The 14,975-nt window shown below is 68.1% G+C and carries 19 protein-coding genes; 9 read left to right on the plus strand and 10 right to left on the minus strand.

The genetic code is table 11. The features are described 5' to 3' along the window. The first annotated feature begins 34 nt into the window (after positions 1–34). The 5 genes from H9532_RS11510 to H9532_RS11530 are packed head-to-tail and all read left to right on the plus strand — an operon-like array spanning position 35 to position 4,519. A complete protein-coding gene (locus H9532_RS11510) occupies positions 35–1,339 on the plus strand; it encodes a glucose-6-phosphate dehydrogenase assembly protein OpcA (RefSeq protein ID WP_296368594.1) in 1,305 nt (434 codons plus the stop codon). 8 nt (positions 1,340–1,347) lie between these two features. Further along, on the plus strand, positions 1,348–2,727 hold the full coding sequence (locus H9532_RS11515) for a cobyrinate a,c-diamide synthase (RefSeq protein WP_296368596.1): 1,380 nt from the start codon (positions 1,348–1,350) through the stop codon (positions 2,725–2,727). Positions 2,728–2,739: 12 nt separating this feature from the next. Then, positions 2,740–3,327, plus strand: coding sequence for a histidine phosphatase family protein (locus H9532_RS11520; RefSeq protein ID WP_296368598.1), 588 nt, complete (start codon positions 2,740–2,742; stop codon positions 3,325–3,327). A gap of 45 nt (positions 3,328–3,372) precedes the next feature. After that, positions 3,373–3,822 (plus strand): acylphosphatase, encoded by a 450-nt coding sequence (locus tag H9532_RS11525; protein WP_296368600.1) that lies wholly within the window; start codon positions 3,373–3,375, stop codon positions 3,820–3,822. A 10-nt stretch (positions 3,823–3,832) separates the two neighbouring features. Continuing rightward, positions 3,833–4,519 (plus strand): GAP family protein, encoded by a 687-nt coding sequence (locus tag H9532_RS11530; RefSeq protein WP_296368602.1) that lies wholly within the window; start codon positions 3,833–3,835, stop codon positions 4,517–4,519. A gap of 2 nt (positions 4,520–4,521) precedes the next feature. On the opposite strand, the gene H9532_RS11535 is transcribed toward H9532_RS11530, so the two are convergent. The 4 genes from H9532_RS11535 to folD form a co-directional block, all read right to left on the minus strand. Then, complete coding sequence (locus tag H9532_RS11535; RefSeq protein ID WP_296368604.1) at positions 4,522–5,976, minus strand: AAA family ATPase; 1,455 nt, start codon at positions 5,974–5,976, stop codon at positions 4,522–4,524. Then, positions 5,969–6,481, minus strand: coding sequence for a divergent PAP2 family protein (locus H9532_RS11540; RefSeq protein ID WP_296368607.1), 513 nt, complete (start codon positions 6,479–6,481; stop codon positions 5,969–5,971). The genes H9532_RS11535 and H9532_RS11540 overlap by 8 nt, the downstream gene beginning before the upstream one ends. Continuing rightward, complete coding sequence (gene crtE / locus H9532_RS11545) at positions 6,478–7,416, minus strand: geranylgeranyl diphosphate synthase CrtE (protein ID WP_296368609.1); 939 nt, start codon at positions 7,414–7,416, stop codon at positions 6,478–6,480. Before crtE ends, H9532_RS11540 begins: the two co-directional genes overlap by 4 nt. 73 nt (positions 7,417–7,489) lie before the next feature. Continuing rightward, on the minus strand, positions 7,490–8,386 hold the full coding sequence (folD, locus tag H9532_RS11550; protein WP_296368611.1) for a bifunctional methylenetetrahydrofolate dehydrogenase/methenyltetrahydrofolate cyclohydrolase FolD: 897 nt from the start codon (positions 8,384–8,386) through the stop codon (positions 7,490–7,492). 114 nt (positions 8,387–8,500) lie between these two features. Here folD and H9532_RS11555 point away from each other — a divergent pair, with 114 nt between their 5' ends. Both H9532_RS11555 and H9532_RS11560 read left to right on the plus strand, forming a co-directional pair. Further along, complete coding sequence (locus H9532_RS11555) at positions 8,501–10,564, plus strand: HDIG domain-containing metalloprotein (RefSeq protein WP_296369039.1); 2,064 nt, start codon at positions 8,501–8,503, stop codon at positions 10,562–10,564. Next, positions 10,564–11,877, plus strand: coding sequence for a Rieske 2Fe-2S domain-containing protein (locus H9532_RS11560; protein ID WP_296368613.1), 1,314 nt, complete (start codon positions 10,564–10,566; stop codon positions 11,875–11,877). The genes H9532_RS11555 and H9532_RS11560 overlap by 1 nt, the downstream gene beginning before the upstream one ends. Here the strand turns inward: H9532_RS11560 and H9532_RS11565 are convergent. Together H9532_RS11565 and H9532_RS11570 are read right to left on the minus strand one after the other, a co-directional pair. Continuing rightward, entirely contained in the window at positions 11,844–12,161 is a 318-nt protein-coding gene (locus tag H9532_RS11565) for a SemiSWEET transporter (RefSeq protein WP_296368628.1), read from the minus strand. The genes H9532_RS11560 and H9532_RS11565 overlap by 34 nt on opposite strands. Continuing rightward, positions 12,158–12,862, minus strand: a complete 705-nt coding sequence (locus H9532_RS11570) for an RluA family pseudouridine synthase (RefSeq protein ID WP_296369041.1) — start codon at positions 12,860–12,862, stop codon at positions 12,158–12,160. Before H9532_RS11570 ends, H9532_RS11565 begins: the two co-directional genes overlap by 4 nt. A 22-nt stretch (positions 12,863–12,884) precedes the next feature. Here H9532_RS11570 and H9532_RS11575 point away from each other — a divergent pair, with 22 nt between their 5' ends. Further along, positions 12,885–13,259 carry a hypothetical protein gene (locus tag H9532_RS11575; RefSeq protein WP_296368630.1) on the plus strand — a complete coding sequence of 125 codons (375 nt, stop codon included), beginning with the start codon at positions 12,885–12,887 and terminating at the stop codon, positions 13,257–13,259. On the opposite strand, the gene H9532_RS11580 is transcribed toward H9532_RS11575, so the two are convergent. Genes H9532_RS11580 through H9532_RS11590 form a run of 3 tightly spaced genes read right to left on the minus strand, consistent with a single transcriptional unit; the run spans position 13,256 to position 14,179 of the window. Next, the gene (locus tag H9532_RS11580) at positions 13,256–13,558 is read right to left on the minus strand and encodes a hypothetical protein (protein WP_296368632.1); all 303 of its coding nucleotides are present in this window, start codon (positions 13,556–13,558) and stop codon (positions 13,256–13,258) included. The two genes, H9532_RS11575 and H9532_RS11580, sit on opposite strands and share 4 nt — an antisense overlap. 34 nt (positions 13,559–13,592) lie before the next feature. Beyond that, complete coding sequence (locus H9532_RS11585; protein WP_296368634.1) at positions 13,593–13,874, minus strand: cell division protein SepF; 282 nt, start codon at positions 13,872–13,874, stop codon at positions 13,593–13,595. Between the two features lie 50 nt (positions 13,875–13,924). Beyond that, positions 13,925–14,179 (minus strand): hypothetical protein, encoded by a 255-nt coding sequence (locus H9532_RS11590; RefSeq protein WP_296368636.1) that lies wholly within the window; start codon positions 14,177–14,179, stop codon positions 13,925–13,927. Between the two features lie 119 nt (positions 14,180–14,298). On the opposite strand from H9532_RS11590, the gene H9532_RS11595 reads away from it, so the two are divergent. Then, positions 14,299–14,481 (plus strand): hypothetical protein, encoded by a 183-nt coding sequence (locus H9532_RS11595; RefSeq protein ID WP_296368638.1) that lies wholly within the window; start codon positions 14,299–14,301, stop codon positions 14,479–14,481. Between the two features lie 14 nt (positions 14,482–14,495). Here the strand turns inward: H9532_RS11595 and H9532_RS11600 are convergent, their stop codons facing one another. Further along, entirely contained in the window at positions 14,496–14,972 is a 477-nt protein-coding gene (locus tag H9532_RS11600; RefSeq protein ID WP_296368641.1) for a DUF427 domain-containing protein, read from the minus strand. Between the last annotated feature and the right edge of the window lie 3 nt (positions 14,973–14,975).

Raw genomic sequence — 14,975 nt, forward strand, 5'->3', positions numbered from 1 at the left:
CCGTTTCCCAACCGCCTTCGCTGCCGCAATCGCCATGGCTCCCCAGCTCACCCTGCAGGCCCCGCTCCAGCTCCCCCCCAATGAGGTGCCGGCCTATCTCAACCGACTCTGGAGCGACCACCTCAGGGAGTCCAGCGGCGCTGCCACCTTCACGCTGGTGGTGTGGGAACCCTCCTGGCTACAGCAACAGCTGATTCGAACCGGCCGCATCGATGGGCCCATCACGGGCCTGCTCAACGACCAGCTGCTGGATGCCGCACGCCAGGCGATTGGGGCACTGGGGCTCGCGGCCAGCACGGCACCCACAGCACCCGAACTGGCGTGGGCCCTAGGGCAGCAGCCAGGCAGCCATGAGGCTGAAGACCTGCGCGGCCAATTTGTGGATCGCGCCATCAGCGCCCACCAGCCCCGCCGGCTGATCACGCTGGCGCCCACCCTCGCCGGCGATCAGCATCTGGAATCCACGGTGGCGGCCTACTGCCCGCTGCCGGAAGAGCGCGGCATCAATGCCGACGCCTGCGGTGATGTGGTGGTGCTGCGGGGTGGCATGGGAGCCATGCAGCAGGGCTTGGCGATGCTGCAGGAGCTGATCCCAGACGATCTGCCCTGCTGGGTGTGGTGGAACGGCACGATGGACGAATCCCCGGAGCTGCTGGAAGCGCTGGCGGTGCCACCGCGGCGGTTGGTGGTGGACAGCTCCATCGGCGAACCGCGCCGCTGCCTGGATCTGCTGGTGCAGCGGATCGAGCGGGGCCAGGCGGTGAACGACCTCAACTGGCTGCGGCTGCGCACCTGGCGTGAATCGCTGGCGATGGTGTTCGACCCCCCCAGCCGCCAAAGCGCCCTCGAGCAGGTGGTGCAGCTCGACATCGACGTGGAGGGTCAACACCCGGTGAAGGGCCTGATGCTGGCGGCCTGGATCGCCGATCGGCTCGGCTGGCACCTGCTGAACAGCTACTGGATTGATGGCGGAGCCGGCGAGGGGCGCGGCATCGGCGCTGAGTTTCAGCGCAAAGACGGCCAAAGCGTGCAGTTCCGCTTGATGCCTGTGCCGGTGGGGGTGAGCAAGATGCACCCCGGTGCCCTCGTGGGCTTGCGGCTGATCTGCGCTCCGCCGCAGCGTTCGCCGCTCTGCGTGATCCTCTGCTCCGAATCGGGAGGTTGCATGCGCCTGGAGGCTGGCGGTGTGGCATCGATGGAGCTGGCCGAGGAGGTGGTGCCCCTGCCCAACGAAAGCGAAGAGATGGAGATGGCCCGGCTGCTCGGGGGCGGGCACGACAGCACCAACCCACTGCTGGCCACCGCCGCGGCCCTGGCTGCCAAGCTGCTGCCCAACTAACGGCCACCATGCCCTGCCTGATCGCCGCCCCGGCCAGCGGCAGCGGCAAAACCCTGGTGAGCCTGGCGCTCACTGCGCTGGCCCGGCGCCGCGGCCACAGCATCCAAACCTTCAAGGTGGGGCCCGACTACCTCGATCCCCAGCTGCTCACGGCGGCCAGCTGCCGGCCCTGCCGCAACCTTGATCCACTGCTCTGCGGTGAGGCCTGGGTGCAGGGCAGCTTCCAGCAGCACGGCAGCGCCGCCGAGCTGAGCCTGGTGGAAGGTGTGATGGGCCTGTTCGATGGCCGCGGCGCCAGCAGTGAGGGCAGCTCAGCCCATGTGGCCCAACTGCTTGAACTGCCCGTGGTGCTGGTGGTGGAAGCGAGCCGCCAGGCGGGATCGGTGGCCGCGCTGGTGCGGGGCTTTCGCGACCACCAGCGCGGCCTGCAGCTGGCCGGGGTTGTACTCAATGGTGTGGGCAGCGAGCGCCACCACGCTCTGCTGGCTGAAGCGCTGAGCTCCATTGCCATGCCGCTGCTCGGGGCCCTGCCCCGCCACGACAGCCTTGATCTGCCATCGCGGCACCTGGGCCTGCTGCCGGCCCACGAGCTGGCCGATCTGGAACAACGGCTTGGAGCCTGGGCGGATCTGGCCGAACGGCACCTGAAGCTGGATCAGCTCTGGCCGCTGCTGCAGGCCCCCAAGCCCAAGCCAGGCCAAGGCTCCCAACCCAACACCGCCGAGCCAGCCAGCGCCGCCCGCGGCCCGGTGCGCATCGCCATCGCCAGCGATGCCGCCTTCCACTTCCGCTATCCCGAAGCGAGTGAACTGCTGGCGCAGCAAGGGGTGGAGGTGCAGCACTGGTCGCCCCTGGCGGATCAAGCGCTGCCCGAGGGCTGTCAGGCGCTGGTGTTACCGGGTGGATACCCGGAGCTGCATGCGGCACAACTGGCCGCCAGCCAGCGCAGCCTGCAGGAATTGCGGCGGGCCCAGCAGCAGGGCCTACCGATCTACGCCGAATGCGGCGGACTGCTGCTGCTCGGCCAGGAGCTCACCGACCAGCAGGGCAACGCCCACGCCATGGCTGGCCTGCTGCCGTTCCGGGCCGAGCGGGGGCAGCTCAGCCTCGGCTACCGCTGCGCCACCGCCTTGCGCAGCGGCCTGGTGCTGCAATGCGGCGAACAGGTGAGCGGCCATGAATTTCACCGCTGGCAGCTGAACACCAGCCCTGACAAAGCCGATCAGCTGTGGCAGCTTGAGGGCTGGGGCTGCCCGCCACGCCCCGAGGGCTGGAGCACCGCCACCCTCCATGCCAGTTGGCTGCACCTGCACTGGGGCGGCTGCGGCTTCATCCCGCAGCGGCTGGCCGCAGCAGCCCAGCGAACGGCTCCCCTGCTGCCCCATTGATCGCCCGCCCTGATGGCCAACCCCGAACTCTGGCTGCTGCGGCATGGGGCCACCGAATGGGCCCTCAACGGCCGCCACACCGGCCGCACGGATGTTCCGCTGCTGCCCCAAGGCGAAGCCGAAGCCAGGGCCCTTGCCCCCCTGCTGGCGCAGCACGCGTTTGACGCGGTGTATTGCAGCCCCCTGCAACGGGCCCGGCGCACCTGCGAGCTGGCTGGTCTGGGCGGCCAGGCGCAGCTCGAACCCGATCTGCGCGAGTGGGACTACGGCCGCTATGAAGGCATCACCACCGCCGAGATCCGCCAGAGCGTTCCCGGCTGGACGGTCTTCAGCCATCCCTGCCCAGAGGGCGAGAGCCTTGCGCAGGTGCAGACGCGCTGCGAAGCCCTGATCGCGCGCCTGGTGCAGCAGCACCCGGGCGGCCGCGTGGCGCTGTTCGCCCATGGCCACATCCTGCGCAGCCTGGCGGGGTGCTGGCTGGGGCTCGGGGCGGCCGGCGGTGCCCTGTTGGTGCTGGGCACCGGCAGCTTTTGCGTGCTGGGCAGCGAGCGGGAGCAACGGGCCCTGCTGCGCTGGAACGCTCCGGTTCCGCACCCATAGCCAGAGGGCCGATGCCGTGCCAGCTTGTGAACAAGCTGTAGGGCAATGGCAGCAGTGAGCAAAAACAAGGAATCGGCGGCCAAGCGCAGCACGCCTCGCCAGGTGGAATCGCGGGCACCGGGCTGGCTGATCGCGGATGCCTACACACCGGGCCGCAGTGGCCGCAGCGTGCGCCAGCGCGAGTGGCTGGAGGTGGAACGGCCCGATCCCTCAGCGCAGCACCGCCTGGAGCGCTGGCAGCTGATCGTGCGCGGCCGGGTGCAGGGCGTGGGCTATCGCGCCGCCTGCTGCCAGAAGGCGCGTGAGCTGGATGTGAACGGCTGGGTGCGCAACCGGCCCGATGGTTCGGTGGAGGTGCAGGCGGAGGGGGCGCTGCACCAACTCACCGAGCTGCGCCTCTGGTGCGAACGGGGGCCCCAGGGAGCCGGCGTGCACAGCGTGAGCCATAGCCAACTGGCCCCAAGCAGGGAAGACTGGTTCGAAATTCGACGCTGAACCAGCCGCGATGACGAACGGGACCCTGTGGGCCGAACTGCTGGCCTACGGCAGTGGCATTGCCATCAGTCCGATCCATATCGGCTTGCTGCTGCTGCTCCTCCTGGGCCCCCAGCCGCTCCGCCGCGGTGGGTTGTTCGTGCTCAGTTGGGTGGGCACCGTGACCCTGATGGTGGTGCTGCTGCTCACCGTGGGGCATGGCCTGCTGCTCACCATGGAAAAAGGCAGCAGCCACCGCACCGGACTGGATCTGCTGGCCGCTGGCGCACTGCTGGCGCTGGGCCTCAAGGAACTGTTGGAGCGCAAGGAGGAGGGGCAGGATCCCCCCGCCTGGACCCGCCAACTGGATCGCTTCTGCGCCATGCCCCTACCGCTGCTGCTCGGAGCCAGCTGCGCGATTGAGGTGATCAGCCCGGATGATCTGTTTCTGTTCGCCAAGGCGGCTTCAGCGCTGTTGGCCTCAGGCCTGAGCCGTGTTCAGGAGGTGCTTTACACCGCCGGATTCACCATCGCGGCCAGCCTGGCGCTGCTGCTGCCCTTCGGGGCGGTGCTGGTGGGGCGCGATCGGGTGGTGCCGCTGCTCGAGAAGGGCAAGCAGGTGCTGTTCGCCCGGGGCGATCTGCTGGTGGGGGGGCTCAGCCTGGTGCTGGCGGGCTACCTCGGCTGGCAGGGCATTGAGGGGCTGCAGCTCAGCTGAGCTCAACGGCCCTGCTCGAGCCATTCGCGCCAGCGCTGCTGCTCCTCGACGGCAGCGCTGCCAAGACGACCATCCGCCACCAGCCAAACCGCCTGACTGGCCCGGCTCACGGCCACATACACCAGCTGGCGGCGCAGCACCACATCGCTGGGCCAGAACACATCCCCCGCCACAAACACCTCGCCAAAGGTGCTCCCCTGGCTGCGGTGCACCGTGAGCACGGCGGCTGGCCCAAGAGAAGCGAAGGCATCGCGCACCAGGAAATAGCGGCGCCAGAGAGCACGCCCAGCCTGTTTACCGGCATCGCGGGCCTGCTGACGCAGCTGACGCATCAGGGCGTCCAGCTCCGCGCGAGCGTTGCTGCCGGCCGGCGGCAACAGCCGCAAGGTGAGCCGGGCTTCGCCTGCCTCCACCTCGGCGCTGAGGGTGTCGATCACAGGAACGGTGAAGCCATCAGCGCTGCTGATGCCGAAATCCGCCAGATCGCAGCGCTCTGGCGTTACATCACGCACCACCAGCTCGCGGTTGGAACCCAAGAGCATGTCGGGCTCTTCCGCCGCCTCTTCACCGGCGCGGCAGGCCGGCGCCATCACCGCCGCCCGGGTGATCAGCACCTCACCCGGCAACACCGGCAACTGATCGGCCATCTCGCCATGGATCGCCCGGCGGGCGATCGGCACCAGCTGCTCCAGGGCGCGGTTGGTGTAGCAGAGGATGCGGGCGTGATCGGGATTGTCGAGCTCGGCGCCACGGCGCAGGGCGGCCTGGGCAGCAGCGAGCCAATCGCTGCGCGCGAGGGCCGCCACCTGGCCGTGGTCGTCGCACACCGGCGCCAGAGGCGGGGGCTGGCGGCAGGGGAGCTGCCCGTTGCGCAAGCCCGTGGCCAGCTGGAGCACAGGACCCTGATGGCGCACTACCTCCGTGAGCTCAGCGGCCGCCGATCGGCCCATGCCAAACACGGGGCTGGTGGGTTCACCCACCGGCGGCAGTTGGGCCGGATCACCCACGAACACCAGGCGGGTGCGGAAGGGATGGGCGCAGCGCAGGGCGATCTCCAGCAGGGTGCTGTCGACCATCGAGGCCTCATCCACCAGCACCAGGCCGAGGTTCTCCAGCGACGCAGCCGTTTGCTCGGTTTCCTCGCAGCGCTCCAGATCCCCCTGGCGCTTGAGCTTCAGCCGGAGCAGCCTGTGAATCGTGCTCGGATACCAGGTGGGCTGCAGGCCGGCCCAAGCCAACTGCTGCCGCAACACGCCCACGGCCTTGTGGGTGGGGGCCACCACGGTCCAACACAACCCCAACGCCTCCACCTGCTGAAGCAGATGGCGCGAGAGGTAGGTCTTGCCGGTGCCGGCATAGCCGCTGAGCACAAACGGCGTGCCGTCGTAGGGAGCCTTCAGCCAGGCCGCGAACGCCGCGGCAGCCGCAGCCTGGCCAGCCGTGAGGGCCTCAGTCAATCGCCAACCAGCCCCAGTGCTGCGCCAGCACCAGCGGCGATCCCACCCACACCAGGCCAGGCAAGGCCACCAGCGGCCCGATCAAGCTGCCCACCAACACCTCCAAGCGGGTGTGGCCGAGGTTTTCCTTCAGGGGCTTGAGCTCCGGCGCCTCATCTGGATGCAATTCCCAGAGGCCATCGGGCAGACCATTCACCCGCTGGGCCGTGATCCCGGCCGCCCTGCGCACACCGGCAGCGTCGTAGAGCACCACAAAACACATCGTGGCCGCCAGGGCAAAGACGGGGGAATCAAACCCCTGCTGCCAGCCGAGGGCGGCGGCGGTGCCGGTGAGCAAAGCCGAATGGCTCGAGGGCATGCCCCCGGTTTCCACCAGCACCTTGGGATTCCAGCGGCGGTGCACCACCAGCTCGATCAACAGCTTGGAGAGCTGAGCGCTGCCGCACGCCGCCAGGCCCCACCAGAGCGCGCCATTGTCGAGGATCCCGAGCATGGGCGCGCTCATCGGTCGCGGCTCGTGATGTAGTCGGCCAGAGCCAGCAGCGGTGCGGCCTTGCCGCCGGCGCTCCAGGGCTCGAGGGCCGCCTTGGCCTCCGCCACCAGAGCATCGGCCCGCTGGCGCGATTCCTCCAAGCCCAGCAGCTTTGGATAGGTGGTTTTGTCGGCCGTGAGGTCCTTGCCGGCGGTCTTGCCGAGCACCTCACTGCTGGCGGTCACATCGAGGATGTCGTCGATGATCTGGAAGGCCAGGCCGATGCCGCGGGCGTAGGTGCGCAGCGCCTCCAGCAGAGCATCCTGTGCACCGGCGATCAGGGCACCGGTGAGCACGCAAGCCCGCAGCAGGGCACCGGTCTTGTGCAGGTGGATGTACTCGAGCGTTTCGAGGTCCACGTCTTTGCCCTCGCACTCCAGATCCACCACCTGACCACCGACCAGGCCGGGGGCACCGGAGGCCAGGCTGAGTTCACCCACCACCTTGAGCAGCTGCTCGGCCGGCACGCCGGGGCTGCGCAGGGCCACCATCTCGAAGGCCCGGGTCAGCAGAGCATCACCCGCAAGGATGGCGTTGGCCTCGCCGTACACCTTGTGGTTGGTGGGCCTGCCGCGGCGCAGATCGTCGTTGTCCATGGCGGGGAGATCGTCATGGATCAGCGACATGGTGTGGATCATCTCCAGTGCCACCGCCGTGGGCATGGCCAGGGCGCTATCACCACCGGCCAACTCGCAGGCCGCCAGGCAGAGGATCGGCCGCAGCCGTTTGCCGCCGGCGAGCAGGGAGTAGCGCATCGACTCCCGCAGGCTCTCGGGCCGTTCCGGGCCCAGGGACCCATCCAGGGCGGCTTCCACCTGCAGCCGCGCCGTTTCCAGGTAGGCAGCAAAGTCGAAGCCGGCGGCCTCGGCGGCAGAACTGTTGCCGGTGCTGGTGACGGCCGCGGTCATGGGGGCTGGGCCTGGGGCCATCGCTGCCGCGGATTCTCTCAGGCCAGGGCCGAAGACGCTTGAGCCGAGCCGCTTATGGCAACAGATCGGCCAACGGTTGATCGAGGCTGCAGCGTTGGCACCAGCTGGCCACGGTGTTCACCAGCAGGAGGGTTACGGTCATCGGGCCCACACCGCCGGGCACGGGGCTGATGGCACTGGCGATCGGCTCAACCTCCTCAAAGCGCACATCGCCGCAGAGGCGCGCCTTCCCGCTCGCCTCACCATCAAGGCGGTGGATGCCCACATCCACCACCACCGCACCGGGCTTCACATGTTCGGCGCCGATCATCCGCGGCTTGCCGGCCGCCACCACCAGCACATCCGCCTGCCGGGTGAGCTCCGCCAGATCGTGGGTGCGCGAGTGGCCGATGCTCACGGTGGCGTTGGCGGACTGAAGCATCAGCGCCATCGGCTGGCCCACCAGGATGCTGCGGCCCACCACCACGGCCCGCTTACCGGCCAGGTCCACACCGGCAGCCGCCAGCAGCGCCATCACCCCGGCGGGGGTGCAGCTGCGGGGGCCAGGCTCACCCTTGAGCAAACGCCCCAGATTGAGGGTGTGCAGACCATCGGCATCCTTCTCTGGATCGATGGCTGCCAGAAGTGGCCGCTCATCCAGCCCAGCCGGCAGGGGGAGCTGCAGGAGGATGCCGTCGACGGCAGGATCGGCGTTGAGGCGCTGGATCGTGCTCAGCACTTCGGCGGCCGGGGTGTTGGCCGGCAGGTGGGCGCCGAGGTTGGTGATGCCGATGCGGCTGCAGGCCTTTTCTTTGTTGGCCACGTACACGCCACTGGCGGGGTCATCACCCACCCGCAGCACGGCCAGACCCGGCGGGCGCCCGGCGCGCTCGAGGCGTTCGGCCACCACGGCCTGCAACCGCTCTTCGATCGTTGCCGCCAACTGGCGGCCATCCAGACGCGTGGCCATGGACCGTGAGCACCTGACACTGCCATCAGCATGCAACGGCATCGCTAGCGTGGACACTTCAATGCCTCTTCAGTGAGCGGCACGGGTCCCGGCCATCGCCCCTGGCGAACCCTGATGCGGCTCCGGCGCGGGCTGTTGCGGCTGGAGCTGCCGCGACAGGCGCTCACGCCCTGGCGCCGCCGCGATGGCCTGGTGGTGCTGATCATTGCCCTGCTCGTGGCCCTGCTCTCCAGCTGGCCGTGGCTGGTGGAGCCCAGCCTGCGGCCGGGGGTCCCCGCCCCCTTCACTGTGCGCGCCCCCAAGGCAGCCACCGTGGTGGATTCCGATGCGCTGGAGCAACGGCGCTCCCAGCTCGGGCCACGCACCCATGTGCAGGTGGTGGATCCGCGCATCAACCGCGAACTGGAGCAGCGCCTGGAGCGGCAACTTCAGGCGATCCAGCGCCTGGCGAGCACCAACCAGGAACAGGTGGCTCCCCTTGATCTGAGCCCCGAGGAGCGCGACTGGCTGGCGGCCCAATCGCCAGCGGTGCTGAGGGCCTGGGAGGACGATCTGCGCCAGGCCCAGCGGCGGATGCTGCAGCAGGGTCTGGTGAGCAGCGTGGCCCACCGCCAACTGGAGCAAGCAGCCCAGCTGCAACTCGAAAACCTCAGCGAACCGGGGCGCAGCCTGGGCGGCCGGGTGGTGGCGAGCTCGCTGCAAGGCCGCAGCAACCTGCGCATCGATGCCACCCTCAGCCAACGGCTGATCGAAGACCTGCTCACCCAACAGGGCATCCCCACGATCAAGGTGCGCGAAGGCGAGCTGATCACCCGCCAAGGCGAACCCATCAGCAATCAGTCGTATGCGGTGCTCGATTACTTCGGGCTGGTGAACCGCCGGCCGTTGATCGGCGCCTGGCTGCTGCATGCCTGCGAAGCGCTGGCGGCCTGCGCTGTGTTGGTGCTGGTACTGCGCCAGAACCGCGCCAGCCTGGAGCCACGCCAAGCGCTCCTGGCCTTGGGGCTCTTGCTGCTCGTGCAGGGCTTCAAACTCTGGCTGGGGTCTGCCGCGAGCCCCCTGGCGCTGCTGGTGCCAGCCACCTTGCTACTGGCCCAGGGGCTGGGCACCACGGCAGGACTGGCCTGGGTGGCCATCGCCTCACTGCTCTGGCCGCTGCCCCTGGCCCCCTTCAACGACCAGCGCATCCTGGTGGCAGCGGGCGTTGCTGCCGCCACAGCGGTGTTGGCCGGACGGCAGCGCAGCCGTGCGCAGCTGCTGCAGTTGGCTCTGTTGATTCCCGTGGGGGCGCTGGTGGCCGAATGGCTGCTGCTGCAACTGGCAGTGGCCAGCGGCGAGGGGGATGGGCGACTGCCCGTGGGTGCTGATCTCCCCGGTGAGGCGGTGCTGCTGGGCGGGCTGTTGCTGGGGGTGCTGTTGATCAGCCCCTTGGTGGAGAGCTTCTTTGATCTGCTCACCCGGGCACGGCTGCTGGAGCTGGCCGATCTGGAGCGGCCGCTGCTGCGCAGGCTGTCCTGCGAAGCCCCCGGCACGTTTGAGCACACCTTGATGATCTGCGGCCTGGCGGAGGAGGGGGGCCGGGCGATCCAGGCCGACACCGATCTCATCCGCACCGGGGCGCTGTATCACGACGTGGGCAAACTGCACGGCCCGCAATGGTTCATCGAAAACCAGATGGGCACGGATAACCCCCACGACAAGCTCGATGACCCGCAACTGAGCGCCGGCATCCTCCAGGCCCACGTGGATGAGGGGCTCAAACTCGCCCGCCGCTATCGCCTGCCCCGCCCCCTGGCCGACTTCATCCCCGAGCATCAGGGCACGCTGAAGATGGGTTATTTCCTCCACGAGGCCCGCCGGCGCGACCCGAACATCCGCGAAGCCGATTACCGCTACCGCGGACCGATCCCTCGCAGCCGCGAAACGGCGGTGCTGATGCTGGCCGATGGCTGTGAAGCCGCGCTGCGCTCGCTGCCGCCCGACACCAGCGAACAGGAGGCCCGCTCCATGGTGCGGCGCATCGTGGAGGCCCGCTGGCGTGATGGCCAGCTGCTCGACAGCGGCCTGAGCCTGGCCGAACTGGAGCTGCTGGTGCGGGCCTTCGTGCGGGTGTGGCGCCGGATGCGCCATCGTCGAATCCCTTATCCGATTCCAGCCCGGAAGGGTTACAGCGCCTGATGCCCGCCAGCTCACACCAGACCAACCGCTGGCAGCACGCCTGGTACCCCGTGGCCTTCCTGAGGGATCTCGATCCCACCCGGCCCACGCCGTTCACCCTGATGGGTCACGACCTGGTGCTCTGGTTCGAGCGCAGCAGCGGCGAATGGCGGGCCCTGGCCGATGTTTGCCCCCACCGATTGGTGCCACTCTCCGATGGCCGCCTCAACGCAGCCGGTGAGCTGGAGTGCCCTTATCACGGCTGGACGTTCAACGGCGAGGGGCGCTGCACAGCCATCCCCCAGGCCGCAGACGGCAGCAGCCTTGGCGCCCGCAGCCACTGCCGCAACTACGCCACCGCCACAGGCCAGGGGCTGCTGTTTGTGTTCAGTGGTGATCCAGCGGAAGCCCCATCCCAGCCCCTGCCGCTGGTGCCCTTGATCGAGGAGCCCGGCTGGGTGGTGCAGGACACCTTCCGCGACCTGCCGATGGATGCGCTCACCCTGCTGGAGAACGTGCTGGATGTGAGCCATGTGCCATTCACCCACCACGCCACGGTTGGGCGGCGTGAGAACGCCGGGCCGGTGGAGCTGGAGCTCACCAGCTTCGGCCCAGAAGGCTTCACTGGCCTGTGGCAGGAGGGCCCGAGGCGGGGAAAACTCGGCAGCCAGTTCACCACCTACGCCGCCCCATCACTGATGTGGCACGACCTCACCGCCAAAGGCTTCGCGCGCATCCTCACCGTGGTGTACGCCACTCCGATCCGCCGGGGTGAATGCCGCCTGTTCGCCCGTTTCCCCTTCCAGTTCAACTCCCCCTGGCCGGCGCGCCTACTGGGCCTGCGGCCCCAGTGGCTGCAGCATCTGGGCAACCACGTGGTGCTGGAAGACGACCAACTGTTTCTGCACTGGCAGGAGCGGGTGCTGGAGCAGCGCGGCGGCAGCGAGGAGGCGATTCGCAGCTTTCACCTCCCCACCAGCGCCGATCTCTACGTCCGCGCCCTGCACGACTGGGTGAATCGCTACGGATCTGAGCCGTTCCCAGGCGAACACCTACCGCCTCGCCAGACACGGCACGCCTTGATGGAGCGCTACGAAGCCCACACGCTCCACTGCCGGAGCTGCCGCGGGGCCGATCGTCGCCTGCGGCAACTGCAGCCGCTCTGCTGGGCTGCGGCAGCCATCGCCGCCGTGGCCAGCGCCTGGCTCGGGCCTGGGCTCTGGGGTGTGGTTGCACTGCTGATGGCTGTGGCCGCCGCCGCCGCCGGGCTGCGCATCGCCACCTGGCTGAAACTGCTGCGTTACGGCAGCGGCCTACCGCCACGCAACCGCTGATCCGCCTGGCGCTCAGCCCACCAGGCGCGCCACTTGCGATCGAGGATCAAGCCTGCCGCCACCAGCGTGATGGCATTGGCAACGATCAAGGGCCCGTCGCCGGTGAGCAAGCCGTACACGCCCCACAGGGCAATGCCGGCGGTGAACAGGGCATAAAGGCGCAACGAGATGCCCCGGGTATCGCCGGTGCGCAGGGTTTTGATCGCCTGCGGGATGAAGCTGAGCGTGGTGAGGCTGGCAGCCACATAGCCCAGGGCGGCGATGGCTGGTGGATGGGCGCTCATGGGCTGGGGAGCTCAAAGGGTGTGGGAGCCGTGAACTGAAGGGGCTGGCCGCTGCTGGGGTGCGCAAAGCCAAGGCGGCTTGCATGCAGATGCAGCCGCTGGATCGGTGCCGCCAGCGAAGCCTTGGCATCCGGCCCGTACAACGGGTCTCCCAGGATCGGATGGCGGATGGCCTGCAGGTGCACCCGCAGCTGATGGGAGCGCCCCGTGAGCGGCTCGAGCTCCAGCCGGCTGCAACCGCTACTTTGGTCCAGCAACCGCCAGCGCGTGGCGCAGCCTTTACCGGCAGGATCCACCCCGTAGAGCGGAGGGCGGTGCTGGCGTTTCGCGATCGGCAGCTCGATCAGCCCTTCGGCCTGCTCGGGCACCCCATCCACATCAGCCACATAGCGCTTGTGCACCCGGCGTTCCGCGAACAAGCGACTGAGAGCGCGATGCAGCTCTGGGGTGAAGGCCACCAGGATCAACCCGGAGGTATCGCGATCGAGGCGATGCACCAGCTGGCCTGAGGGCCACTGGCGCTGCACGCGGCTGATCAGGGAGTCGGCAAGCTCCGGCCCCAAACCCGGCTGGCAGAGCAAGCCGTGGGGCTTGTTGAGCACCAGCAGATCGGGGCTGTGGTGCACGATCCAGGCCGGATCCAGCCCATCCGTCATCACCGGCAGCGCTGCATTGGCCGTGGCGACCTGATACCGCCACACTGACAGCAATCGCCCCGGCCCGATGGCTCTGGATCGCTTCAAGCAGGCCCTGGCCGCGCTCCTGGATCAGGCCCCCAGCGATCCACTGGAGCGGGACGAATACTTCGAGCTTCACACCCTGCCCACTGGCGGCGGCAGCGGCTTTGAGGTGGTGATCTGCGATGAAGAGAACGAGATCTTCGCTGTGATCTACACCGATCGCCTGTTCGATGAAGGGGAAGCCGGCCAGGACGAGGTGGAGGCTCTGGTGCCCACCTTCCTGGAGGAGGCCTTCGGCCTCAAGCCCGATGAATGGGAAGCCACAGAACCCTTTGATCTGGGTTGGCGCAGCCGCGAATACCTGTGGTTTATGGAGTTCCGCGTGCCGGGGCTCACACCCACCTGCACGTTCGACTAACGCTCCAGCTGCAGCACCTGCAGCTCCTGGCGAGGGCAACTGATCAGCAACAGCGCGCCTGGGCCCTCCGGCCAGGGCAAACCGGTGGCACGGCGCAGGGCTCCGCGCTCGATCAAGGCCATGCCGCAGGTTTCCACCAGCACCACCGGCAGGCTGCTGTCACTGCCGCGCATCGCTTGCAAATCGAGGGCCTGTTGCACCGCTCGAGTGCTGCGCTCAAGACCGAGCCGCTCCACCAGCTCTCCCCAGAGGTGATTCACGGGGGTGCAACCCGCCAGATCCAGATCGCGCACGTCCATCACTGCCCCTGCCGCAGCACCCCAGCTTGCCCTCTCAATCGCGATGCACCTGCACGAAATGGGGCGCAAACAACAGCACCCGCTCCCCCAGGCGCTCCTGTTGCGCATCAAGGGCAAAGGCACCACCAGCCATGAAATCAGCAGCGCGCTGCATCTGATCCGCCGGCAGGCTGGAGAGATTGAGCAACACCGTGGCGTGATCCCGCAGGGCCATCACCGCCTCCTGCACCCCCTCCAGGCTGGTGGGCTGGATCAGCATCACCTCCGCTCCCCAGACCTGGGGGTTCGGTGCAGCGTCTGGGAAGAAGGGATCCATCCCCGCAGCGTGGCGGCTCCACCGCTGAAGCGCCAGAGGCGCCGGGCCACTCAGGGCTGATCAGGCGCAAACCGCTCGAGCATGTCTTGGGTGGGATGGATCGTTTCGAGCTCGTCTTCGTTGTCGAGAAAGGCTTCGAAGGAGGTGTAGCGGCGAATGCAGGGCGGCGCCTGATCGGCATCCGCAAACACCTGCTCCCAGCTCAGCTCCTTGGGCTTGATCTCCTGAAAATTGAGCAACGCTTCCTCCAGATCGCCGGCATCGCCAACGCCCTCGCCCTGCCAGATCAATTCATAGAAGGTCATCACCAACGGTGCGCTTCACACCAGCTGAGCATGACGCAGCTGTGAAGTAACAACGCATCACAGCCACCAGACAGGTTCAACCCTCTCCCTAGCGTTCGTGCAGCGCAACGGCTTTGCACATGAGCATCGGCGAAGTGTTCCTGGAGAGCCTCTCCACCGGCGTGATCACTAACGAAGAAATCGCCTGGGTCACCAGCATGCAAGCCCAGTTCAATCGGGCTGAAGCGGCGGTCGCACTGAAACTGGGACGGCTGCTTGACAACGGCGCCATCCAGATCGGCTGCCGCCTGCTGCAGGCCTGAACCCGCAACAGGCCTCAGATCAACTCGGGATGGGCTGGATCACCCTTAAACGGCCCCTGAACCGCTGGGGTGATCCAACCGCCGTAAAAACCACCGGGCTGCGGCTCCACCCGTTCACCATCCACCCAGCAACCATCCATCAGGCCTGGATAGAGCGCATACCAACCCGCCAGCGGTGCAAAAGCCGCGGTGGGGTTGGCGTAGCTCCACACCGCCCGCTCCAGCCGCCGATCGCCCACCACCACGGTGAAGTAGTTGGCCACACCTTTCCACTCGCAGAAACTGCGGCCGGCTGCCGGTTCCAGCAGCTCAAGCTGCATGGCCTCCGGTGGCAGGTAGTAGGTGGGTGGGTGAAAGGTTTCCAGCACCCTCAGGCTGCGGCGGGTCTGGGCCAGCAGCTCCCCCAGAGCTCGCACCTCGATCAGCTGCTCACTCGCCACCAGGGCCGGGGGGCGCGGATAGTCCGCCACCCGTTCAGGCATCAGGGCCATGGG

It is taken from the genome of Vulcanococcus sp. Clear-D1 (genome assembly GCF_014654725.1).
In the GTDB taxonomy this organism is placed as follows: Bacteria; Cyanobacteriota; Cyanobacteriia; order PCC-6307; family Cyanobiaceae; genus Vulcanococcus.